Source organism: Streptococcus sp. HMSC074B11 (assembly GCF_001808705.1).
In the GTDB taxonomy this organism is placed as follows: domain Bacteria; phylum Bacillota; class Bacilli; order Lactobacillales; family Streptococcaceae; genus Streptococcus.
This window is the reverse complement of record NZ_KV794234.1, coordinates 28630-50826: the sequence shown is the minus strand read 5'-3', so window position 1 is coordinate 50826 and position 22197 is coordinate 28630. Positions and strand designations below refer to the sequence as shown.

General features: G+C 38.4%; 23 protein-coding genes. 17 read left to right on the top strand and 6 right to left on the bottom strand.

Annotation, left to right across the window (positions count from 1 at the left end; genetic code table 11):
- The first annotated feature begins 278 nt into the window (after positions 1–278).
- Positions 279–1142, top strand: coding sequence for a helix-turn-helix domain-containing protein (locus tag HMPREF2619_RS01560; protein ID WP_000600261.1), 864 nt, complete (start codon positions 279–281; stop codon positions 1140–1142).
- A 9-nt stretch (positions 1143–1151) separates the two neighbouring features.
- Here the strand turns inward: HMPREF2619_RS01560 and HMPREF2619_RS01555 are convergent, their stop codons facing one another.
- Complete coding sequence (locus HMPREF2619_RS01555; protein ID WP_070458519.1) at positions 1152–2735, bottom strand: ATP-binding cassette domain-containing protein; 1584 nt, start codon at positions 2733–2735, stop codon at positions 1152–1154.
- Positions 2736–2926: 191 nt separating this feature from the next.
- On the opposite strand from HMPREF2619_RS01555, the gene HMPREF2619_RS01550 reads away from it, so the two are divergent.
- From HMPREF2619_RS01550 to HMPREF2619_RS01515, 8 genes are all read left to right on the top strand, one after another.
- A complete protein-coding gene (locus HMPREF2619_RS01550; protein WP_023027648.1) occupies positions 2927–3190 on the top strand; it encodes a type II toxin-antitoxin system RelB/DinJ family antitoxin in 264 nt (87 codons plus the stop codon).
- Complete coding sequence (locus HMPREF2619_RS01545; RefSeq protein ID WP_070458516.1) at positions 3183–3461, top strand: type II toxin-antitoxin system YafQ family toxin; 279 nt, start codon at positions 3183–3185, stop codon at positions 3459–3461. Before HMPREF2619_RS01550 ends, HMPREF2619_RS01545 begins: the two co-directional genes overlap by 8 nt.
- A 20-nt stretch (positions 3462–3481) precedes the next feature.
- Positions 3482–3634, top strand: a complete 153-nt coding sequence (locus HMPREF2619_RS01540) for a hypothetical protein (RefSeq protein WP_049504469.1) — start codon at positions 3482–3484, stop codon at positions 3632–3634.
- A gap of 21 nt (positions 3635–3655) precedes the next feature.
- Positions 3656–4897 carry an aminopeptidase gene (locus tag HMPREF2619_RS01535; RefSeq protein ID WP_070458514.1) on the top strand — a complete coding sequence of 414 codons (1242 nt, stop codon included), beginning with the start codon at positions 3656–3658 and terminating at the stop codon, positions 4895–4897.
- 9 nt (positions 4898–4906) lie between these two features.
- Positions 4907–5137 carry a GlsB/YeaQ/YmgE family stress response membrane protein gene (locus tag HMPREF2619_RS01530; RefSeq protein WP_070458511.1) on the top strand — a complete coding sequence of 77 codons (231 nt, stop codon included), beginning with the start codon at positions 4907–4909 and terminating at the stop codon, positions 5135–5137.
- Positions 5138–5308: 171 nt separating this feature from the next.
- Positions 5309–6217, top strand: a complete 909-nt coding sequence (locus HMPREF2619_RS01525) for a LysR family transcriptional regulator (protein ID WP_070458507.1) — start codon at positions 5309–5311, stop codon at positions 6215–6217.
- A gap of 39 nt (positions 6218–6256) precedes the next feature.
- Positions 6257–7285, top strand: a complete 1029-nt coding sequence (gene queA, locus HMPREF2619_RS01520) for a tRNA preQ1(34) S-adenosylmethionine ribosyltransferase-isomerase QueA (RefSeq protein WP_070458504.1) — start codon at positions 6257–6259, stop codon at positions 7283–7285.
- Positions 7286–7464: 179 nt separating this feature from the next.
- Entirely contained in the window at positions 7465–8019 is a 555-nt protein-coding gene (locus tag HMPREF2619_RS01515; protein ID WP_070458500.1) for an ABC transporter substrate-binding protein, read from the top strand.
- Between the two features lie 185 nt (positions 8020–8204).
- On the opposite strand, the gene HMPREF2619_RS01510 is transcribed toward HMPREF2619_RS01515, so the two are convergent.
- A complete protein-coding gene (locus tag HMPREF2619_RS01510) occupies positions 8205–8738 on the bottom strand; it encodes a hypothetical protein (RefSeq protein WP_070458497.1) in 534 nt (177 codons plus the stop codon).
- Positions 8739–8975: 237 nt separating this feature from the next.
- On the opposite strand from HMPREF2619_RS01510, the gene HMPREF2619_RS01505 reads away from it, so the two are divergent.
- The 6 genes from HMPREF2619_RS01505 to HMPREF2619_RS01480 all read left to right on the top strand — a co-directional run bounded on the left by HMPREF2619_RS01505 (position 8976) and on the right by HMPREF2619_RS01480 (position 15718).
- Entirely contained in the window at positions 8976–9632 is a 657-nt protein-coding gene (locus tag HMPREF2619_RS01505) for a hypothetical protein (RefSeq protein WP_070458494.1), read from the top strand.
- Positions 9633–9771: 139 nt separating this feature from the next.
- Complete coding sequence (locus HMPREF2619_RS01500; protein ID WP_070458490.1) at positions 9772–10761, top strand: LacI family DNA-binding transcriptional regulator; 990 nt, start codon at positions 9772–9774, stop codon at positions 10759–10761.
- 162 nt (positions 10762–10923) lie between these two features.
- Entirely contained in the window at positions 10924–11841 is a 918-nt protein-coding gene (locus HMPREF2619_RS01495) for an ABC transporter permease (protein ID WP_070458487.1), read from the top strand.
- Between the two features lie 10 nt (positions 11842–11851).
- Entirely contained in the window at positions 11852–12742 is an 891-nt protein-coding gene (locus tag HMPREF2619_RS01490) for a carbohydrate ABC transporter permease (RefSeq protein ID WP_060955219.1), read from the top strand.
- A 30-nt stretch (positions 12743–12772) separates the two neighbouring features.
- Entirely contained in the window at positions 12773–14389 is a 1617-nt protein-coding gene (locus HMPREF2619_RS01485; protein ID WP_070458483.1) for an ABC transporter substrate-binding protein, read from the top strand.
- A 9-nt stretch (positions 14390–14398) separates the two neighbouring features.
- Complete coding sequence (locus tag HMPREF2619_RS01480) at positions 14399–15718, top strand: glycoside hydrolase family 32 protein (protein WP_070458480.1); 1320 nt, start codon at positions 14399–14401, stop codon at positions 15716–15718.
- 65 nt (positions 15719–15783) lie between these two features.
- Here HMPREF2619_RS01480 and HMPREF2619_RS01475 read toward each other — a convergent pair whose 3' ends face one another.
- The 4 genes from HMPREF2619_RS01475 to HMPREF2619_RS01460 all read right to left on the bottom strand — a co-directional run bounded on the left by HMPREF2619_RS01475 (position 15784) and on the right by HMPREF2619_RS01460 (position 19028).
- Entirely contained in the window at positions 15784–16662 is an 879-nt protein-coding gene (locus HMPREF2619_RS01475; RefSeq protein WP_070458477.1) for an SDR family NAD(P)-dependent oxidoreductase, read from the bottom strand.
- A gap of 1 nt (position 16663) precedes the next feature.
- Positions 16664–17500, bottom strand: a complete 837-nt coding sequence (locus HMPREF2619_RS01470) for an alpha/beta fold hydrolase (RefSeq protein ID WP_070458469.1) — start codon at positions 17498–17500, stop codon at positions 16664–16666.
- A 13-nt stretch (positions 17501–17513) separates the two neighbouring features.
- Positions 17514–18518: an NADP-dependent oxidoreductase gene (locus tag HMPREF2619_RS01465; RefSeq protein WP_070458466.1), complete on the bottom strand. Its 1005-nt coding sequence runs from the start codon at positions 18516–18518 to the stop codon at positions 17514–17516.
- 78 nt (positions 18519–18596) lie between these two features.
- On the bottom strand, positions 18597–19028 hold the full coding sequence (locus HMPREF2619_RS01460; protein WP_070458463.1) for an Rrf2 family transcriptional regulator: 432 nt from the start codon (positions 19026–19028) through the stop codon (positions 18597–18599).
- 656 nt (positions 19029–19684) lie between these two features.
- Here HMPREF2619_RS01460 and HMPREF2619_RS01455 point away from each other — a divergent pair.
- Both HMPREF2619_RS01455 and HMPREF2619_RS01450 read left to right on the top strand, forming a co-directional pair.
- Positions 19685–20974: a hypothetical protein gene (locus HMPREF2619_RS01455; protein ID WP_070458460.1), complete on the top strand. Its 1290-nt coding sequence runs from the start codon at positions 19685–19687 to the stop codon at positions 20972–20974.
- Between the two features lie 9 nt (positions 20975–20983).
- On the top strand, positions 20984–22072 hold the full coding sequence (locus HMPREF2619_RS01450; RefSeq protein WP_070458456.1) for an AI-2E family transporter: 1089 nt from the start codon (positions 20984–20986) through the stop codon (positions 22070–22072).
- Positions 22073–22197: the final 125 nt, after the last annotated feature.

Sequence of the window (22197 nt, the reverse complement as noted above, 5' to 3'; positions counted from 1 at the left end):
CTTGTTCAAATAAGCCGACTAAGTTTCATCTAATTAAGACTTAACAGTAAAACCAGTAGAGATGATTTTTTATGATTTTCATTTCTACTGGTTTTTAGATATGATAGAATATAAGTAAGTTTTTATCCAAAGACTAAAACTTTAGGAAGTTATATATTGAAATTATCAAAAATGATTGCTATAAATTACTAATAATGATACTCTCAAACAAGAGTAAGCTTAATGGAAGTAGTGTTTGCTATACCTTAATAACTTTTCGATATGGAATGGAGATAAGTATGATTTTAGGTGAAACTTATAGGAAAATAAGAGAAGAAAAGGGGATTTCTATTTCTTCATTAGCAGGTGCTGAAATTTCAAAATCTCAAATATCTAGATTTGAATTAGGAGAAACAGAGATTTCTGTCTTTAAGTTATTGTATCTTCTGGAAAGAATAGGAGTAACACTAGAAGAATTTCTGCTTATCTGTAATCATTATCAACCTTCGGATTTTAATACCTTAATAGCTTCTGTTAAACAGGCCGCATATAATGAAGATGCTCAAGCATTACTAGATATGGTAGAGAAAGAAATAGAACTTTTTCATGAGACAAATTCTCATTACCATAAATTAAATGCTATTTTCATCGAAAGTATTGTTTCGGGAATGGATAAGAATCATCAATTGAGTCGTCAAGACGCCTCTTATCTTACAAACTATTTATTTTCCGTTGAAAACTGGGGTTATTACGAAACGCTCATCCTTGGAAATTGCTGTCGTGTTCTATCTCCAGATTTATTATTTAGATATGCCAAAGAGGCGCTCAAAAAAGGGAAGTTGTATAGTCCTATACCTAGAAATAGACAATCTCTCATTCAACTACTTCTCAATTCTTTGATTATAATGATTGAGAACGACTTATATGAGGAATCTTTATTTTTAAAACAGGCTACGAAGAATATATTAGCGGATTCCACAGATTTTTTTGAACAAACTATTTTGCTATATTTAGATGGATATTTGGAACTGAAATTCTATCATAATCAAAAATCACTTTTAAAAATCGAAGAAGCTTTAAAAATTTTCGAACTCTTCAATAAAACAATCTACAAAAATTACAAACAATACTTTGAGAAACACATCATTCATTTAGTAGACTAGGCCATTTATCTATAAGGTAATAACGTGATCAAACTCTTCCAATATTTTTGGACTTTGATCATGAGTAATGACAATAACAATTGCATCTCTAATGGATAGAATGTAGTCCATCATTGCTTTGGCTTTTATTGGATCAAGGTTGCTTGTAGGTTCATCAAATATATATACAGAATATATTTTGACTAAAAACCTAGCTAAATCAATTCGTTGTTTTTCCCCTTCTGAAATAGTTTGATTTGATTGAGATAGATTCTTATTAAGAAATTCCTCATTAAAGCCTAAGGCTTTTCTTAATTTTTCAGTTAAATGAAGGTTTCTAGCCAATTTGATATTCTCTAGAATATTGCCTTCAATCAGAAAGTCATTTTTTTGCACAAACGCAATATCTTTATATAACTCCTCTGAGGGAATATCAATATTCTGTTTTCCGTTGATTTTTATTTCTCCATCATAAAGATTTTTTGGATAATAATTTAGTATTAATTTTACTAAAGTTGTTTTCCCAGTTCCTGAAGCACCGATAATCGCATAGCGCTTGCCTTTTTTAAATTCATAGGAAAAATGATCAAATAATATTCTATTTTCAATTTCATAATATAATTGGCTAATAGAAATGGTCGAAATATTATCACAATTAATTGTAGTTGTTTTATGAAAAATTTCATGATTCGTCTCATATAGATTTTCTTGGATATTATCAATAATGGACTTACAACTGTTGATTAAATTTTTATTGTAAAGAATAGATTGTAAGGGAGCAAAGACACCGTTTAATAATTGAATACTTGCTACGAGTAATCCAATAGTCAGTAAGTTATTTCTTACAAAAAAGATACCAGCAACCATACAGGATAGTTGAGAGCAAAAACTTAGTAAGGTTCCAGTAGTTGAAGCTATGTCTTTTAAAAATTGATAAGTTTTTCTGGACTCTTCAAATTCTAAACTGATTCCCTGAATTTTTTCTTGAATCCAGCTTTGAACATTTAATAACTTAATTTGTTCAAAACCATCAATAAAGTTTGTCATTTTTGATAAATAGTGATTATTTTGTAGGGAATAATTATTAGTTGCTTTAGTCATTAACTTTCCAGGAATTTGAGATAGAAAAATCGTTATACTAGACAATAAAAGAAAGACTAATGCTAATCGCCATTCTATATAAATAATAGCAACCACACTCATGATAAGGCTCCCTAAATTTGCGATTAGAGAGATTCTAGGAATCAATAAATTTTCTTGAATAAGGTCACTGTTTTTGGTGATATTATTTAAGAAATCTGAATGGTTACGGTTGTCAATTTGGTTAAATTCACGCGATAAATAATGTAATAAGAGACGCCTTTTTAGATCTAAAATAACTTTTTTTACATATTGGTTTTTAAGATAGGAATAGGAAGAAGAAATCAAGAACCACAGTAAAATCGAACTTACACAAATAGTGATATGAAAGAGTAATCCACTATTTGAATTAGATATACTATCAAGTATTCTTCCTAATTGCAGAGAGAAGAGTGTCATTAAAAGAGCACTTGTCAGACTTAATAAAATAAGCAAGAAATATAGTAATTTATATTGTTTCGTAATCTGGTTCATATTTTTCACCTCTTAATCTATGATAGCAACATTATATTCTAAAACTAAAACTCAGGCTGAGATCTCCCATATTTGGGACATTAATTTTATTTCTTTACTATATTTTAGCTTATAGCTATCCATTGTATATCCAATGAGTTTACATTAGCTGTCTTTTTTGTTAAAATAATAAATAGAAAGAAGGTGAGGATATGCCAAAGACGAGTATGAGCATCCGTCTGGATAGTGAGGTTAAGGAGCAGGCCCAACAGGTTTTTAATCATTTAGGAATGGATATGACAACAGCTATCAATATTTTCCTTCGTCAGGCAATTCAATATCAGGGTTTGCCTTTTGATGTTAGGCTTGATGAGAATCAAAAATTGCTCCAAGTAGTAATGGATGTAGACCAAAATCGTAATATGAGTCAGTCTTTTGAATCTGTCTCAGACTTGATGGAGGATTTGCGTGCTTAAGATTCGTTACCATAAACAGTTTAAAAAAGATTTTAAGTTGGCTATGAAGCGTGGGTTGAAGGCAGAATTATTAGAAGAAGTATTGAATTTTCTAGTTCAAGAAAAAGAACTTCCTGCTAGATATCGCGACCATCAATTGACGACGTCCAAATATTTTCAAGGGGTTCGTGAGTGTCATATCCAACCAGATTGGCTTTTGGTCTATAAGGTAGACAAGTCGGAATTGATTTTAAACTTGCTGAGGACAGGAAGTCATAGTGATTTATTTTAATGAATTTTAAGGGGGTTCTCATGAAACTAAGAATATTCGCGGAAGATAAACCGGCTGAGAAGGTGTTTGAGTACCAATTTGAACTTGCTGATCAGACAATTCTTCTATCGACAGCACTCTTGTCAGGTGCTATTGCTTTGGCAGGATTATTTTCTGCTTTGAAAGAAAAATAAAAATAGAAAAGAGAAAACAGAATGGTTTTACCAAATTTTAAAGAAAATCTAGAAAAATATGCGAAGTTGTTGGTTGCAAACGGAGTGAACGTGCAACCTGGTCATACCTTGGCTCTCTCGATCGATGTGGAGCAACGCGAGTTGGCTCACTTAATCGTCAAAGAAGCCTATGCACTTGGAGCGCACGAAGTTATCGTTCAATGGGCAGATGACTTTGTAAACCGTGAGAAATTCCTTCACGCGCCACTAGAGCGTTTGGACAATGTGCCAGAATACAAGATTGCTGAGATGAACTACCTTCTTGAAAACAAAGCAAGTCGTCTCGGTGTTCGTTCTTCTGACCCAGGTGCCTTGAACGGAGTGGATTCAGAAAAGCTTTCTGCTTCTGCAAAAGCTATGGGAATTGCCATGAAGCCAATGCGTATCGCAACTCAATCTAACAAGGTTAGCTGGACTGTAGCAGCTGCTGCTGGACTAGAGTGGGCTAAGAAGGTCTTTCCAAATGCTGCAAGCGACGAAGAAGCGGTGGACCTCCTTTGGGACCAAATCTTCAAGACTTGCCGTGTCTACGAAGAAGATCCAGTTAAGGCTTGGGAAGAACATGCAGCAATCTTGAAGGGCAAGGCACAAATGCTCAACAAAGAGCAATTCTCAGCTCTTCACTACACTGCTCCTGGAACAGACTTGACACTTGGCTTGCCTAAGAACCACGTTTGGGAATCTGCCGGAGCGATCAATGCTCAAGGTGAAGGATTCTTGCCAAACATGCCAACAGAAGAAGTCTTTACAGCTCCTGACTTCCGTCGCGCAGATGGTTATGTAACGTCTACAAAACCTCTTAGCTACAATGGAAATATTATCGAAGGCATCAAGGTGACCTTTGAAAATGGTCAAATCGTTGATATCACTGCTGAGAAGGGTGATCAAGTTATGAAGGACCTTGTCTTTAAGAATGCTGGTGCGCGTGCCTTGGGTGAGTGTGCCTTGGTACCAGATCCAAGTCCAATTTCTCAGTCAGGGATTACCTTCTTTAACACCCTTTTCGATGAAAATGCTTCTAACCACTTGGCTATTGGTGCAGCCTATGCAACTAGCGTTGTTGGTGGAGCTGAGATGAGTGAAGAAGAGCTTGAAGCTGCAGGACTTAACCGTTCAGATGTTCACGTTGACTTTATGATTGGTTCGAACCAAATGGATATCGATGGTATCCGTGAGGATGGAACACGCGTACCACTCTTCCGCAATGGAGATTGGGCAATTTAAGGAGAAACTATGATTGGAAGTATGTTTGTCGGGCTTTTAATCGGACTACTAGCAGGAGCTATCACCAATCGTGGTGAACGCATGGGCTGCTTCGGGAAAATGTTTCTCGGCTGGATTGGTGCCTTTTTAGGACAATTAATCTTTGGTTCTTGGGGGCCAAACCTAAACGGTACAGCCATTATCCCAGCAGTTCTCGGGGCTATGATTTTGCTAGCTATTTTCTGGGAAAGAGGAAGCTAAGTTTCGATTAAAAAGCTTGTATAATAATAAAGATTAAAGGAGGTTGGAATTATTTCAACCTCTTTTTAAAGTGCTAGATAAAGTCCTTTGAAAGCATTCATCTAAGCTTAGCCACAGAGCTTTCAGTGACTGGTTCTTTTTATATTGCCTCAAGTATGGTACAATAAAAGCATGAGAATTCAACAATTACACTATATTATCAAAATTGTAGAGACTGGTTCGATGAATGAAGCTGCAAAGCAACTTTTCATTACGCAGCCTAGTCTGTCAAATGCAGTTCGTGACCTAGAAAATGAGATGGGAATTGAGATTTTTATCCGAAATCCTAAAGGAATCACCCTCACACGTGATGGAATGGAGTTTCTATCCTATGCCCGTCAGGTTGTCGAGCAAACGCAACTTCTAGAAGAACGCTATAAGAACCCAATCGCTCATCGCGAGCTTTTTAGTGTGTCTTCGCAGCACTATGCCTTCGTGGTCAATGCCTTTGTTTCCTTGCTCAAGAAGAGCGATATGGAAAAGTACGAGCTTTTTTTGCGTGAAACCAGAACCTGGGAGATTATCGATGATGTCAAGAACTTCCGCAGTGAAGTGGGAGTTCTCTTTTTAAATAGCTATAACCGAGATGTTCTTTCGAAGATGTTGGATGACAATCATCTAGTGGCCCACCATCTCTTTACAGCCCAACCCCATATCTTTGTCAGCAAGACCAACCCTCTTGCTAAAAGAGACAAGGTGCAGTTGGCAGACCTAGAAGACTTCCCTTACTTGAGCTATGACCAAGGAACCCATAATTCCTTCTATTTCTCAGAAGAGATTTTGTCACAAGAACACCACAAGAAATCCATCGTGGTTAGTGACCGTGCGACCTTGTTCAATCTCTTGATTGGTTTGGACGGCTATACCATCGCGACAGGTATCCTCAATAGTAATCTTAATGGAGACAATATTGTCTCGATTCCACTTGATATTGATGATCCGATTGAACTGGTTTATATCCAGCATGAAAAGACTAGCTTGTCTAAGATGGGTGAACGCTTCATCGATTATTTGCTTGAAGAAGTTCGTTTTGATAGCTAATCGTAAGTACATTAGAAAAGAAAAGGAAATATGACTACAATGAATACCAATGATTTTGATTTTCACTTGCCTGAGGAGTTGATTGCACAAACACCTCTGGAAAAGCGCGATGCCTCTAAGCTCTTGATGGTTAATCGCCAGACTGGAGAATTTCAAGATCGCCATTTTCACTCCATTATTGAAATGCTAGAGCCAGGTGATGCCCTGGTGATGAATGATACCCGTGTCTTGCCAGCCCGACTTCATGGTCAAAAGGAAGAAACAGGTGGTCACGTTGAACTCTTGCTCTTGAAAAATATAGCAGGAGACGAATGGGAAGTGTTGGCAAAACCTGCTAAACGTCTCAAGGTTGGCGCCCGTGTTGTCTTTGGTGATGGTCGACTAAGTGCAGTTGTGACTGAGGAATTAACCCATGGTGGCCGTATTGTCCGTTTTGAGTATGAAGGAATTTTCCTAGAAGTGCTTGAAAGTCTTGGAGAAATGCCTTTGCCTCCTTATATTCATGAAAAATTGGATGACCGTGAACGTTACCAGACAGTCTATGCCAAGGAGAGTGGATCAGCCGCTGCCCCAACTGCAGGCTTGCATTTTACCAAAGAATTACTAGAAGAAATCCAGCAAAAAGGCGTTCATCTAGTCTACCTGACCTTGCACGTTGGACTTGGGACCTTTAGACCTGTTTCAGTAGATAATCTGGATGAGCACGAGATGCACTCAGAGTTTTATCAATTGTCTGAGGAAGCTGCAGCGACCTTGCGTCAGGTCAAAGAAAATGGTGGCCGTGTCATTGCTGTGGGGACTACCTCTATCCGTACGCTAGAGACTATCGGAAGCAAGTTTGACGGCCAAATCCAGGCCGACTCTGGCTGGACTAATATCTTTATCAAGCCAGGCTATGACTGGAAGGTGGTGGATGCTTTTTCTACTAATTTCCATTTGCCGAAGTCTACCTTGGTCATGCTAGTTTCTGCCTTTGCAGGCCGTGAATTGGTCCTCCAAGCCTATCAGCATGCTATCGACCAGAAGTACCGTTTCTTTAGCTTTGGCGATGCCATGTTTATCTACTAAAAATAGAAGAGCTAATTCCTGATTGGATTAGCCTTTTTTGATGTCAAATAGCTATTGAATTATATGGAAATAAATGATACACTGAAAACTACAGGTTAGCCGTCAAAAATATATGTAATTTCAGGCTAGCTATTTTAGATGCAGATGAGACTGTATCATCATTTTAAAAGGAGATTATCATGAAAAAAACATTGCGCTACACCAGTCTTTCAGCTCTTGCCTTGTTGGCTGTGGTGACACTTGCTGCTTGTGGAGGAAATACTGAAAAAACTACAGCATCTTCAAGCAAAGAGGCTTCTTCTAAAGTAACTAAGGAGTCATCAAGTAAAACAGAAGCTAGTCAAAAAGAGGAGCAGAAGTCTGAGACGAGCCCATCAAGTTCCGCAAGCACTCAAACGGATAAGAAGGAAGAGAAGAAAAAAACTCCAGAAGCTTACGCAAAATTCCTTGGAACGTGGGAAAACTATGCTGGAACAACTGCTACAGTCACAGCGGATGGAATCGTGACCATTCAAAGTTCAAAAGGAACCTTCCAGTATGAAATGGATCAAGTAGAGGAGAAGGACGGTTACTATCTGACAGGAATTCATCTTGTTGGAGGCGGAGAAGGAGCACGCCTGATCTTTACTCCAGCTGGAGTCCAAAATGAATTAACAGGTACAGACGGTAGCCAAGACGTCTTGGCAATCGGCCAATCACCAAGCGACAAAGATAGTCATTTTTACCGTAATTAAGAGTGAAAAAAAGAAGTGAGGGTGGAGAGTAGCCCTTGCTTTTTTTATGTTCTCGAAGCATAAATTTTAAATCATTCGAGTTTATACGACGTTTAAGTTGGATAATCAACTAACCCATTTTAAGGCGCAAATGGTAAATCGCTAATAACACAAAAAGCCCTAATTCAGGGCTTTTTTATGACGTTCTAATAGAAGAAATCAATGCCGTAGTTTTCTTTTAGATAGGTCGCCAACTCGGTTTTTTCTTCCTCTCTAAATCGACAGAGGCTCAGGGCGAGACGCAATATCAAGACACTTGTATCGATAATGATGTTTGACTTAGAAATATCTTCTAGCTGGGTGACCTCTCTCAGGTTAAAATCTAAATAGCAAGCCTTGCTGTTGACATGGTCAGGGTCACTGACATCCACTTCAACATACGATGCTCGCAGCAATTCTTCTTTTGGGATGAAGATTTCCTTGGAAAAGAAGAGCCCGGGATAGACATAAATACCTTCAAAGGTGAATTCAAAGGAGAGCCTACGACTAGAAAGTCTTTTGATGCCTGCAATCGTTGCGTAGACGGCAGCGAAAAAGAGGATGGTTGGAACCACAGTGAGAAGACTAAGCTGGGAAAAGTCGATCAATCCATGCGCGAGGAAAAAGAAAAATTGAAAGAATACACCCGCTGCAAAGACTAGATAGCCGACACCGACAAATTTTGAATAATAGATTTTCATAGAAACCTCCAGATATAGAATTGAACTCACCAACGCTTTTTCAGTAGAAGGAGTAAAACTCGTGCAGAGTTAAAGTTCCAGGTATTCCCATCATATCCTATGGAGCGAAGTTCTGTCAACCTTTTAGCAAGCTGCTAACCTTAGCTATCCTATGATCTAGCAGTTGGTTTATGGTATACTAGGATAAAAGCATTCCAAACTTTGAGGACTTGTTTTTATAAATAGAAAGAGGTCAATATGTTTTTTCTTGGACGTCGTCGTGTCTTTATCGGAGAATGTGATGGACAAGCTGTTTATTATGACCAAAAGACAGGAGAGGCTCTAGCTGCTCCTAAGAGTAGGTTGCTCAATACTGAAGGCGCTCGTAACACGAATTCCTTTATTCCTGAATTGGTAATTCTCTTACTAGCAGGTGGGCCTGCAATTTCGGGCTTCTTTTCCCTCAAGTTTATTGGTGTTTATAACTGGTTTAGTCTAGCTTGTATTTTTCTATTTTGGTTGATGCAGTTTTTCTCGTTGGTTGCTTTACTTGAACGAGCACTCTATAAAAATGTTCGTAAAGCACAGCCGACGACAGAGAAAGTCTTTTACTATGCCGCATCTCATAATTTGCTTGTAAAAAACCAGTTTGATCCTAGACAACTGGGCACTCTAGCTTTTCGGTTTGCTCGCTTTGCAGTAAATATAGTGTCCATCTATTATTTTTTGTATTTCTTGACTCTTCCTCTAAAATTTGGTCAACCGATTAATGAAGGCTATGGTTTGTGGTTTGCTGGCTTGTTATTCTTTACAATTTTTCTTATGTATAACCAAAACAATCCCGTTCGTTTTGTGAAGATTATGCGATTATATAGCCAAGGAAAAGTACGATTTAAGGAAGAAGTGGACAATTGAGCATCTATCTTTTGGGATGGCCCCTAAATACTTAGAAAAACAAAAAAGCCTTGATTTCAAGGCTTTTTCCTGTATTCATTAAGAAATAGTTGCCAAAAAAGCGGTTGCATGATACTATAGAGTGCAAGGAGGTGAGAATATGGTAGAGCAAAAAAAATCCATTACTATGAAAGATGTTGCTCTGGAAGCGGGAGTTAGTGTTGGAACTGTTTCACGTGTGATCAACAAAGAAAAAGGGATCAAAGAAGTGACCTTACAGAAAGTTGAACAAGCGATTAAAACCTTGAATTATATCCCAGATTACTACGCAAGGGGAATGAAAAAAAATCGAACAGAGACGATAGCATTAATTCTGCCAAGTGTCTGGCATCCATTCTTTTCTGAATTCGCGATGCATGTGGAAAATGAAGTTTACAAGAGAAATAATAAACTACTTTTATGTTCAATAAATGGAACCAACCGTGAGCAAGAATATCTTGAGATGCTACGTCATAATAAGGTTGATGGAGTTGTAGCCATTACCTATAGTCCAATCGAGAACTACCTAACTTCAGGAATTCCTTTTGTTAGTATCGACCGTACTTATTCAGATATAGAGATTGCATGTGTATCGTCTGATAATGATGCAGGAGGACGAGAAGCTGCCAAACAACTCATCAAAAAAGGGTGTCAGCATTTAGCTTTTGTAGGTGGACACAACACAACCATTAATGAGACTAAACGACGTAGAATTTCATTTGAGAAGTATGTTCAAGACAAAAATATACCTTTTAGTATCTTTGACCTAGATGAGACGGTTGCAGACTATCATGAGAAGTTAGAGCAGTTCTTAACGGAGAATCCTTCCATAGATGGGATTTTCGCTATTAATGATTTTGCGGCTTTAGATGTTATTGAAATACTAGAGACAAATGGTAAACAAATACCTCATGATGTGCAAATCATTGGATATGATGGTATTAAGATGGCAAATGATCGAGATTATCTGCTTTCAACTATCAAACAACCGTTGAAAGAGATGGCTCAAGAAGCTGTTCGTATCTTGTTTGAGATCATTGATGGAAAGACTGTTAATTTACAGACAATCTTACCAGTAACATTTATTGAAGGAAAAACAACAAAAAATTAAAAATAAGTCTTGACAGAAAGCGCTATCAATGTTAAAATAGAGTCAAATCAAAGAGATTTATTTTTTAAAACAAAAATTGAAACGTTTCAAATAATGATGAGAGAGCGCCGTGCGCTATCTTTTCTAAGACAAAATTGAAACGTTTCAAAAAAGGAGGTTGCTATGAATAGCAAAGCGAAGCAGGTTTCTGTTTGGGAACGGATTAAGAAACAAAAACTCTTGTTATTGATGACCGTCCCTGGTTTGGTTTTGACTTTTATCTTTAAGTACATTCCCATGTACGGAGTTTTGATCGCCTTTAAAGATTACAATCCTCTAAAAGGAATAATGGGAAGTAACTGGGTAGGATTTTCTGAGTTTACAAAATTCTTGTCTTCACCCAACTTTGGAATCTTGTTAGCCAATACTCTTAAATTGAGTGTTTATGGCTTGCTTCTTGGTTTTTTGCCACCGGTTATTTTAGCGATTATGCTCAACCAACTCTTGAGTGAAAAAGCTAAAAAACGGATTCAGCTTATTTTATACGCACCTAACTTTATTTCTGTCGTTGTTATTGTTGGTATGATTTTCCTCTTCTTCTCAGTTGGAGGGCCAATCAATAGTTTTCTTTCCATGTTTGGGATCAAAGCTGATTTCCTAACAAACCCTGACTACTTCAGACCCCTCTATATCTTTAGTGGGATCTGGCAAGGAATGGGTTGGGCGTCAACACTTTACACAGCGACCTTGGTTAACGTCGACCCAGCCTTAATCGAAGCAGCAAGACTAGATGGTGCCAATATTTTCCAACGAATCTGGCATATTGACCTTCCTGCTTTGAAGCCTATCATGGTTATCCAGTTTGTCTTGGCCGCAGGTGGGATTATGAATGTCGGTTACGAGAAAGCCTTCTTGATGCAGACATCACTAAACTTACCAACATCTGAAATTATCTCAACTTATGTTTATAAAGTGGGTCTTGTGTCAGGTGACTATTCTTACTCAACAGCCGTCGGTTTATTTAATGCAGTTATCAACGTTGTCTTGCTCGTTGCAGTCAACCAAGTTGTTAAACGCATGAATAATGGCGAAGGTATTTAAGGAGGAAAACATGAAAAATTCAATCATGGATACAAAATTTGATAAACGAATCTTGCTTTTGAATAAAATCATTATCGTCTTTATCGTTTTGATTACTTTGCTTCCTTTACTTTATATAGTCGTAGCATCCTTTATGGATCCTAAGGTCTTAGTTAGTAGAGGGATTAGTTTTAATCCTGCTGACTGGACAGTAGAAGGATACCAGCGTGTATTCAGCGACCAGTCCATTCTTAGAGGTTTTATCAACTCTCTACTATACTCATTTGGATTTGCGGCTTTAACAGTTTTGATTTCAGTCTTTACAGCCTATCCCTTATCTAAGAAAGATTTGGTTGGACGTCGTTGGATTAACTACTTCTTGATTGTAACCATGTTCTTTGGTGGTGGTCTAGTTCCTACTTACCTGTTGATTAAAGATCTGGGTATGCTTAACACTCCTTGGGCTATCATTGTTCCAGGTGCCGTCAATGTTTGGAATATCATTCTCGCCAGAGCCTATTTCCAAGGATTGCCTGAAGAATTGGTAGAAGCAGCCGTCATTGATGGTGCAAATGATTTACAGATTTTTTTCAAAATCATGCTTCCTCTTGCAAAACCAATTATGTTCGTTCTCTTCCTCTATGCTTTTGTCGGCCAGTGGAATTCATACTTCGATGCAATGATTTATATCAAGGATCCAAACTTGGAACCATTGCAACTTGTTCTTCGTAAAATTCTCATTCAGAGCCAGCCTGGTCAAGATATGATTGGAGCACAAGCAGCTATGAATGAAATGAAACGTTTAGCTGAATTGATCAAATACGCAACCATTGTCATTTCAAGCTTGCCATTGATTGTTATGTATCCATTCTTCCAAAAATACTTTGATAAAGGTATTATGGCGGGGTCACTTAAAGGTTAATAAAATAGAAAAAATAAAAGGAGTTTTCTCATGAAATTCAAAACATTCACAAAATCAGCAGTTTTGTTGACAGCTAGTTTAACCCTTCTTGCAGCCTGCGGCTCAAAAAATACAGCTTCTAGTCCAGACTATAAATTGGAGGGAGTAACCTTCCCACTCAAAGAAACGAAAACCTTGAAGTTTATGACAGCTAGTTCACCTCTAGCACCAAAAGACCCAAATGAAAAATTGATTTTCCAACGTTTGGAGAAAGAAACAGGGGTTCATATTGACTGGACCAACTACCAATCTGACTTTGCTGAAAAGAGAAACCTAGACATCTCAAGTGGTGACCTTCCAGATGCCATCCATAATGACGGTGCTTCAGATGTAGACTTGATGAACTGGGCTAAGAAAGGTGTAATCATTCCAGTTGAAGACTTGATTGATAAATATATGCCAAATCTCAAGAAAGTTCTTGAGGAAAAACCTGAATACAAGGCTATGATGACAGCACCAGACGGACACATCTATTCATTCCCATGGATTGAGGAGCTTGGAGAAGGCAAAGAATCTATCCATAGTGTCAATGATATGGCTTGGATTAACAAAGAATGGCTCAATAAACTTGGCCTTGAAATGCCAAAAACAACAGATGATTTGATCAAAGTTTTAGAAGCATTTAAAACTAAAGATCCAAATGGAAATGGTCAAGCAGACGAAATTCCATTTACTTTCATCGGCGGTAATGGAAACGAAGACTTCAAATTCCTCTTTGGAGCATTTGGTGTTGGGGATAACGATGATCACTTAGTAGTTGGAAACGATGGAAAAGTTGACTTTACAGCAGATAACGACGACTATAAAGAAGGTGTGAAATTCATCCGTCAATTGCAAGAAAAAGGCTTGATCGATAAGGAAGCTTTCGAACACGATTGGAATAGCTATATTGCCAAAGGTCATGATCAAAAATACGGTGTTTACTTCACATGGGACAAGAACAATGTCACAGGAAGCAACGAAAACTATGATGTCTTACCTGTCCTTGCTGGTCCAAGTGGACAAAAACACGTAACTCGTACAAATGGTATGGGATTTGCGCGTGATAAGATGGTCATCACTAGCGTCAACAAAAACCTTGAATTGACAGCTAAATGGATTGATGCCCAATACGCACCTCTCCAATCTGTCCAAAACAACTGGGGGACTTATGGAGATGACAAGCAACAAAATATCTTTGAATTTGACCAAGCAACTAACAGTCTCAAACACTTGCCACTAAACGGAACAGCGCCAGCAGAACTTCGTCAAAAAACTGAAGTTGGTGGACCACTTGCTATCTTGGACTCTTACTATGGTAAAGTGACAACTATGCCAGACGATGCCAAATGGCGTTTGGACCTTATTAAAGAATACTATGTTCCTTATATGAGTAATGACAACAACTATCCAAGAGTCTTTATGACTGAGGAAGATTTGGATAAGATTGCCCACATTGAAGCAGATATGAATGACTATATCTACCGCAAACGTGCAGAATGGATTGTCAACGGCAATATTGATGCTGAGTGGGATGACTATAAGAAAGAACTTGAGAAATACGGACTTTCTGACTATCTCGCTATCAAACAAAAATACTATGATCAATATCAAGCAAACAAGAAATAGAGGTTGATTATGGGAGATAAAAAATACACAGTAGAGAGGGCCAATCGCTATATAGAAGAAAATAAGCATCTGGTTAATACTCAATATAAACCTGAGAACCACTTCTCTGCTGAGATTGGCTGGATTAATGATCCAAATGGATTCGTCTATTTTCGTGGAGAATACCATCTCTTTTATCAGTTTTATCCTTATGATAGCGCTTGGGGGCCAATGCACTGGGGCCATGCTAAAAGTAAGGATTTGGTGACTTGGGAGCACTTGCCAGTGGCACTTGCTCCTGACCAAGACTACGACCGCAATGGTTGCTTCTCAGGATCAGCTATCGTCAAAGACGATCGCCTCTGGCTCATGTATACTGGACATATCGAAGAAGAATCCGGTGTCCGTCAAGTGCAAAATATGGCATTTTCAGACGACGGGATTCACTTTGAAAAGATTTCCCAAAATCCAGTTGCGACAGGTGCAGACTTGCCAGATGAGCTAATCGCTGCTGATTTCCGCGATCCAAAACTCTTTGAAAAAGATGGACGCTATTATTCGGTAGTTGCTGCCAAACATAAAGATAATGTGGGTTGTGTCGTTCTACTAGGGTCCGATAACCTAGTAGAGTGGCAGTTCGAATCCATCTTTTTAAAAGGGGTAGAACACCAAGGCTTTATGTGGGAATGTCCAGACTACTTTGAGTTAGATGGAAAAGACTGCATCATTATGTCACCAATGCGTTATCAACGTGAAGGTGATTCTTACCACAATATCAATTCTTCTGTTTTGGTTACAGGTCAGGTAGACTGGAAAGCTAAACAGTTCATTCCAGAAACAGTAGAAGAAATCGACCATGGCCAGGACTTCTATGCGCCTCAAACATTGTTGGATGACCAAAATCGTCGTATCATGATTGCCTGGATGCAGATGTGGGGGCGTACACTTCCAACTCATGACCAAGATCATAAGTGGGCTGGTGTCATGACCTTACCTCGTGTACTTCGATTGAAGGATGGGAAGTTATTCCAAACTCCTATCAAGCAAGGGGGCCATCACATTCAAATTGATGGTGATCAGCGTTACCGTTTGGGAAGCGATACAGATTATCTAGAGTTTGGTTATGATAGCACAGCCAAGCAAGTCTATATTGATCGTAGTCATCTGACTCAGAAAATCCTCGGTGAAGAAGAACAGGATACGAGCCACCGCTATGTAGATGTAGAAGCTAAAGAATTGGAAGTTTTTCTAGATAAAAATTCCATCGAGATTTTTGTCAATCAAGGTGAAGCAAGCTTGACGGCAACTTATTACTTAACAGTGCCAGCTGAGCTATCACGAATCGATTAAAAATTAAGTTATTTCTCCTAAAGAAAAAGTTCTCTTTCTAGCAAAATGGAAAGAGAACTTTTTTTCTAATTAAGCAGAGCATATTTCTGTTTAAACAACTCAATTTTATCATTGCAGTAATTGATTAAATCTTGTGCTTTTTCAAGTGTATATCCTTTTTCAGATACCGACTTGACTTTCTTTTCATCAAAATAGTAGCCAGTCAAGCCCCTGACTTCCTCTGATAAGGTGAGATAATAGCCTGTTTCAATCCCCTGATCTAAATCTTTCGAGAGAGACTTCATCAGGCGCCCGAAGAGAGACTTTTTCGTCTTTTCATCACTAGAATTATTCCCTAAGTTAGTCGAGATAAGACCAGGATGATAGGCATTGATGGTGATGTTTGAACTTTTTAAAAAGAAATCTCTTGCTAGATAGCGTGTCATCCAAATGGTATAGAGTTTGGAATTATTATAGGCCAATCCTGGATTATAGTTGTTCTCAAATCCAAAGTCCAAATCCTTGACCTTGGCAAAATGATGCATATAGGAAGAAGTATTAATGACACGGCCGTCAGCCGCTATTTCTAACAAGGGGCTTAGCTCAGTTGTTAACATATAGGGAACGAGAACGGATAACATAAAAGTCAACTCGACATTTTCAGCACTCGCTTTTCGTTCTTTTCCAGCATACAGGCCTGCATTGTTAAACAAGACATCGATCCTTTGAAAGTCTCGCTTGATTTCCTCCGCAAATCGATAAACATCATCTAATTTTGAAAAATCTGCCAGGTAGCTCGAAACTCTGCCTCTCAAGGAAACTGCCCGAACCTCTTGAGTAGCCAATTCCAGCTTTTGAGGATTGCGACCATGGAGGATGACATGATGCCCTTCACTGGCCAGTTTCTTTGCCAAGTGCTTTCCAATGCCATCCGTAGCACCTGTTATTAGAATGGTTTTGACCATATTAGTCCTCCAAGAAAGCAATGAGTTCTTTTGAAAACTCTTCTGCATATTGGAAAATCGAACCGTGACCAGCATGTGGATAGATGATGAGTTTACTATCTTTTATTTTCTCATGCATATCATAAGAATTTTCTGTTGGAACCTGCATATCCTTATCCCCGTTGACGATTAAGATTGGTTGGGTGATAAATCTTAGGTCGTCTTGAGAATCTTTCCCCCAACGTTTAATAGCTTTGAGTTGAGTCAAGAAACCAGGGACACTCATGTCTTTGTCCGCAAATTCCTTGGTTCGCATCCCCATTCGTCCGAGAACTTTCAAAGCTTCGATTTTTCCTTGCTCATCATGGTTATAGAAGATGTAGCGTCTAGGATCGATGCGTTCGAGTCCAGCTTTAAACATATAGTTAAATGTTTTCCCTGTGACCTTATCGACCTCTTTTCCACCTCGAGGTCCTGTTCCTGCCAAGATGAGACGGTTGATCAAATCAGGCTTGATTCGAACCATTTCTTGGGCAATCATGCCTCCCATGGAAAGGCCAAGGAGATTGATTTTATCGTAACCAAGGGCTTTTACAAAGGCAATTGTTTGCTCAGCCATTCCAGGAATGGTTGGCGCCACTTTGCCTTGGCTGGCTCCGATACCAGGAAGGTCGACCACAATCACATGGTGTTTTTCAGCAATCAAGTCCAAGAGTTTTGGATCCCAGTTGTCGAGGGTTGCTGCCAAATGGACCAGCATCAGAAGAGGTAATTTTGATTTGCCTTTGCTGAGTTCGCGATAGGCGATTTTGTTCCCGTCGACAGTGATGTATTGAGTTTTAGTTGTAAGATATGACATTGTCTTTTCCTTTTTATTTCTTAAAGCTGAGGACTGTTTTTCCACGTGAGCGACCATTAGCGACCTTGTCTAAGGCGCTATTCACTTCTTCAAATGGATAGACTGTATCGATAGATGGCTTGATTTCCAATTTGCTAAAGAGGTCAGCTACCTCTTGTAATTGAGCACCATTGCTTTCTACAAATATAAAATGGTAGTGAACGCCGTATTTGTCAGCCATCTTATCAAATTTGTGACCGGCTAGTCCAAGTAAGATTTGTTTCCATTTTGGCAGGTTCATACGTTTGGAAAAGTCACCATTTGGCATAGCACGGAGGGAAACAAGCTGACCACCTTTTTTCATGATAGACATTTGTTTTTCAGTCTCAGTGCCACCAAGGGTATCAAGGACATAATCAACCTGGCTAACAGTTTTTGTATAATCCTCTGTTTTGTAATCGATAAAACGATCTGCTCCTAGGTTCAATACACGCTCAGCGCTATCTCCAGCCCCATTGGTAATGACCTTCAAACCTTTAGCCTTAGCAATCGGAATGGCCATCCCACCGACACCGCCTGTACCACCAGAGATAAAGATGGTCTTGCCAGCTTGAGCCCCCATGAGTTCTACGGCTTGCATAATAGTCAAGGCAGTCAAAGGGACAGCAGCCGCTTCCTCGTCAGACAGATAGTCTGGAACCTTGGCTATAGCCTGACTATCGACAGCTACGTATTCTGCAAAGGCACCAATATGATCAAGTGGTAAACGCCCAAAAACTCGGTCTCCGACTTTGAGATTTTTGACTTGGCTACCGGTCTCTTCAATGATACCGACCACTTCATTTCCCGCAGTTTGTGGGAGTTTGTAAGGGACAATCATCTTGACTTCTCCTCGGGAAATCATGTTATCCAGAGGATTAACACCAGCAGCGGTGACTTTGACCAAAACTTCTTTGTCTGTGATACTTGGTTTTGCGATTTCTGTGATGTTAAGAGTGATATTGTTTTTGTTATAAGTAGTGTGCTGTGCGGCTTTCATTGTCTTCTCTTTTCTATTTTTTTGTTGTATCTGATATAGATACAAGTATAGCCTTTTTAAAACTGATCTGCATGCAAATCAGTTTCGTTTTTGTTTGGCTTCTTTATAAAGATTGTTAATGACATCTTCTAAGGTTTGCTGGGCTAGTTCCTTCTCAAGTTGAGCTTCAGCGCTAGCAAATAGTGGCGAAATGGCAGCTTGAATATGTTTCCCTACTGGGCAATCCGGATTGCTATTTTGGTGAACGGGAAATAAGCTGATGTGGTTGACTTCTTGTGTGAAAAAATAAATCTCAAGTAAGGTCACTTCCTTTGGGGACTTACTGAGTTGATAGCCTGTTTTTCCTTGATGGGAAGTAATTAAGCCAGCGTTTTTCAATAAGGCAATCACCTTACGAATATAACTAGCGTTGGTTCCGACGCTCTCAGCCAGAGCTTGTGAACTTAAGGTATCCTTGCTCTCGCTAATCATGGTTAGGATATGTAAGGCTACTGAAAATTTTGTATCCATATAAACTCCTTTGGATAACTTGTATCTAATACGAGAACAAGTATATCACAAATAAAATGAAAAGCAAGACTTTTGTTTTAAATTTTTAAAATATTTTTGAAGAGTGTCATCAGATTAGAGATGTCTGGAAAGGCAGTTCATAAAAAATAGTGAGATAAACTTGTTTTAAAGAAACAGCATCTCCCCTCTCTGCTTGATCAAACATATCTTAGTTTGTGCCTAGTAAACTTTGTTTAATAATCTAATTATATGTTATTTCATTCCGTTTTTTTGTTCTTTTCAAAGCGTTATGAGGACTTGAAACTTCTTTTATGATTTTTAATTAGTAAAATGTTGAACTATAGTGAGTATTGTGTCATAATAGATAGTATATAAATCATTAATAGAATAGAAATAATATTTTCTTACCTTTACAAGTAGTATTGGTTAGACATTTTTTCGTCTCAATTGTACTTATCTCTCAAGTTTAGCTAGTTTTTATAAGCTCTGTTTTCGAATCAATAAAACAAATTTTAGAAGTGCATAAGACAAGATGGTGACCTTACTACAGTCATCGCTAATCGCTATGTCTTGCTGGTACAGACTGTTTGTGCCGTTGGCTATTTACCAGTCAGTTTAATCAAAGGGCTTAATTTTTATTGTTGAAAGGTTTTTATATGGGGAAAATTCTCTCTTTAGGTCTGACAGGTAAGAAATTACTTGCTCAGGGTTTCTTGTTTGTTCTGTTAGGTCTTATCTTGATGGTCACGGGGACTTGGTTGCCAGTAACGATTATTCGAATGGCTCTAGTTTTAGCTTGGATTGCAACGGTCGTAGATTTAGTATTACGAGTTTTCAAAAAAAGCCAGTCAACGGATACCTTGGGAGTTGCACTGGTTAAATTGTTAGTGCTGGGATATTTGCTAGGTTCTAATCTTGCGACTGATATACCGATTTATGTTCTGGCTCTTGTGATTGGAGTTTATCAGATTTTTAGGGCCACGATTAATCTTGTCACCTATGTTCTCTACCGTAAAAATAATATTCGACCTCGTTTTCGTCTCTTACTAGATGGTATTCTACTAGTTTTTCTTGGTGGAGCTAGTCTTTTGTCCTCTACGGGGAATTCTGTCTTTCAACTCTTTGTTTTAGGGGCTTATTTTTTCCTTTATGGTCTGTCCAATATCCGTGACGGTTTCTTATTTGAAGGGGAAATTGGGAAAAACCATCTCAAACGTCGTATTAGAATTAGCTTACCTATTGTCCTAGCCGCTCTCATCCCTGCAAGAACTTTAGCAAAAGTTAACAAATTTATGCTAGAAAATGCTGATGAGGAAGAAGATATCCATCTTGGAATAGTGAAGTCTGGTAAGACAGCAGAGCTAGAAATTTTTGTTCATACAGCTGAGACCTCCCTGTTTTCAGCTATTGGTCATGTGGATATCTGCTATCAGGGTCGTGTTATTTCTTATGGCAACTATGATCCGTCATCTGAGACCTTATTTGGTATGATAGGAGATGGTGTCTTATATTTTTGTGACCGCGATAAGTACATCGATCTATGTAAACGTGAGAGTCAAAAAACGCTTTTTGGTTACGGAATAGATTTGACACCTGAAATGGAAAAAGCAATTCAAAAAAAGTTGGCTGAATTGAAACAACTGACGATTCCATGGGAGCCAAGTGCAGATAAAATCACGACAGGTGATGGTAAGGAAGACTACACTTACGCTTATAAAATCAGACATGAGACGGATGGGGAACTTTATAAATTTATCAAATCTAAGTTTAAATCCTACTTTGTCTTATCCACAAACTGTGTGCTCTTGGCAGATACCATAGTCGGTCAGGCTGGAACAGATATCCTTTCACCCAAAGGATTTATCGCACCAGGAACTTATCAAGCCTACCTTGACCGAGAGTTTGAAAAACCAAATAGTATAGTCGTATCTAAACATGTTTATTAATGAGAATTTATGAATTTAGTAAAAAAATACACCCCGTTAATACTTTTTATAGGGCTGGTTACTCTTGTAATTCTGAATGCATCAAGCTTTATATCAGGAGCAGTATCTCTCTTTGAAGTAACTTCTACCTTGATTTATGGTGCTGTTATTGCTTTTGTGCTCAATGTTCCCATGAAAAAAATTGAAGAATTCCTAGTTAAAATGAAGGTAAAGGCAGGGTTGCGTCGTCCGATTGCTATGGCGCTTGTTTTCCTATCTCTTATCTTAATCGTGATCTGTCTTTTGGTTTTGGTGCTTCCAACCCTTGCTCAGACTATTAGTCAGCTGGGAACAGTCCTTTCAACAGTCCTGACTCAACTTGGTAAACTACTAGATAGCTCGGAATTTGTAACCAAAGACACGCTGTCAACTATCGTATCAGGAATTCAGGGACAGTCTAGCTCTATTAGTCAAGCTTTGATAGCCTTCTTATCCGGTCTGACTAGTAATATAGGAAATATTTTTTCAAGTATGATGAATGCCTTTCTGATTATAGTCTTTACCTTTTCATTTTTATCCAGTAAGGAACATCTGGCAGCGATGACGAGTCGACTTCTAAAAGTTATATTTCCAGAGAAAGTGGTGACAAGGTTGACATACATCGGACAAGTAGCACTAGAGACTTATGATCAATTTTTGATGAGTCAGCTGATTGAAGCAGTCATCATAGGAGTTATGATAGCAGTTGGCTACAGCCTGTTTGGACTACCTTATGGGGTAATGACAGGTATCTTTGCAGGAGTACTGTCTTTCATTCCTTATGTTGGTCCTATGATTGCTTGTATTCTGGGAGCGATTTTTATCTTTACAGTAAGTCCAAGTCAAGCCTTATTTTCTATTGTTCTTTATCAAATCATACAACTGATTGAGGGAAATCTTATCTATCCCAAAGTTGTGGGTCAATCTATTGGCTTACCAGCCCTTTTCACGCTTGCGGCTGCTAGTATCGGAGGGAATCTTTTCGGACTACTTGGAATGATATTCTTTACCCCCGTATTTGCTGTTATCTATCGACTGGTTAAAGAATTTGTCGTCGCAAAGGAAAATCAGGTAGATTAAGAAAAACTAAATTTAATAAGATATACTGAGAAGAGAGTGAGAGATTCTCTTCTCTTTTATTTTTAAATACTTTGCTACAAAAAGCTATTGGACGTAAAAAAGCCTTGATTTCAAGGCTTTTTCCT

Coding starts and splice junctions, on each gene's coding strand:
- HMPREF2619_RS01560 (WP_000600261.1), top strand. CDS start 279: ATGATTTTAGGTGAAACTTATAGGAAAATAAGAGAAGAAAAGGGGATT.
- HMPREF2619_RS01555 (WP_070458519.1), bottom strand. CDS start 2,735: ATGAACCAGATTACGAAACAATATAAATTACTATATTTCTTGCTTATT.
- HMPREF2619_RS01550 (WP_023027648.1), top strand. CDS start 2,927: ATGCCAAAGACGAGTATGAGCATCCGTCTGGATAGTGAGGTTAAGGAG.
- HMPREF2619_RS01540 (WP_049504469.1), top strand. CDS start 3,482: ATGAAACTAAGAATATTCGCGGAAGATAAACCGGCTGAGAAGGTGTTT.
- HMPREF2619_RS01535 (WP_070458514.1), top strand. CDS start 3,656: ATGGTTTTACCAAATTTTAAAGAAAATCTAGAAAAATATGCGAAGTTG.
- HMPREF2619_RS01530 (WP_070458511.1), top strand. CDS start 4,907: ATGATTGGAAGTATGTTTGTCGGGCTTTTAATCGGACTACTAGCAGGA.
- HMPREF2619_RS01525 (WP_070458507.1), top strand. CDS start 5,309: ATGAGAATTCAACAATTACACTATATTATCAAAATTGTAGAGACTGGT.
- queA (WP_070458504.1), top strand. CDS start 6,257: ATGAATACCAATGATTTTGATTTTCACTTGCCTGAGGAGTTGATTGCA.
- HMPREF2619_RS01515 (WP_070458500.1), top strand. CDS start 7,465: ATGAAAAAAACATTGCGCTACACCAGTCTTTCAGCTCTTGCCTTGTTG.
- HMPREF2619_RS01510 (WP_070458497.1), bottom strand. CDS start 8,738: ATGAAAATCTATTATTCAAAATTTGTCGGTGTCGGCTATCTAGTCTTT.
- HMPREF2619_RS01505 (WP_070458494.1), top strand. CDS start 8,976: ATGTTTTTTCTTGGACGTCGTCGTGTCTTTATCGGAGAATGTGATGGA.
- HMPREF2619_RS01500 (WP_070458490.1), top strand. CDS start 9,772: ATGGTAGAGCAAAAAAAATCCATTACTATGAAAGATGTTGCTCTGGAA.
- HMPREF2619_RS01495 (WP_070458487.1), top strand. CDS start 10,924: ATGAATAGCAAAGCGAAGCAGGTTTCTGTTTGGGAACGGATTAAGAAA.
- HMPREF2619_RS01490 (WP_060955219.1), top strand. CDS start 11,852: ATGAAAAATTCAATCATGGATACAAAATTTGATAAACGAATCTTGCTT.
- HMPREF2619_RS01485 (WP_070458483.1), top strand. CDS start 12,773: ATGAAATTCAAAACATTCACAAAATCAGCAGTTTTGTTGACAGCTAGT.
- HMPREF2619_RS01480 (WP_070458480.1), top strand. CDS start 14,399: ATGGGAGATAAAAAATACACAGTAGAGAGGGCCAATCGCTATATAGAA.
- HMPREF2619_RS01475 (WP_070458477.1), bottom strand. CDS start 16,662: ATGGTCAAAACCATTCTAATAACAGGTGCTACGGATGGCATTGGAAAG.
- HMPREF2619_RS01470 (WP_070458469.1), bottom strand. CDS start 17,500: ATGTCATATCTTACAACTAAAACTCAATACATCACTGTCGACGGGAAC.
- HMPREF2619_RS01465 (WP_070458466.1), bottom strand. CDS start 18,518: ATGAAAGCCGCACAGCACACTACTTATAACAAAAACAATATCACTCTT.
- HMPREF2619_RS01460 (WP_070458463.1), bottom strand. CDS start 19,028: ATGGATACAAAATTTTCAGTAGCCTTACATATCCTAACCATGATTAGC.
- HMPREF2619_RS01455 (WP_070458460.1), top strand. CDS start 19,685: ATGGGGAAAATTCTCTCTTTAGGTCTGACAGGTAAGAAATTACTTGCT.
- HMPREF2619_RS01450 (WP_070458456.1), top strand. CDS start 20,984: ATGAATTTAGTAAAAAAATACACCCCGTTAATACTTTTTATAGGGCTG.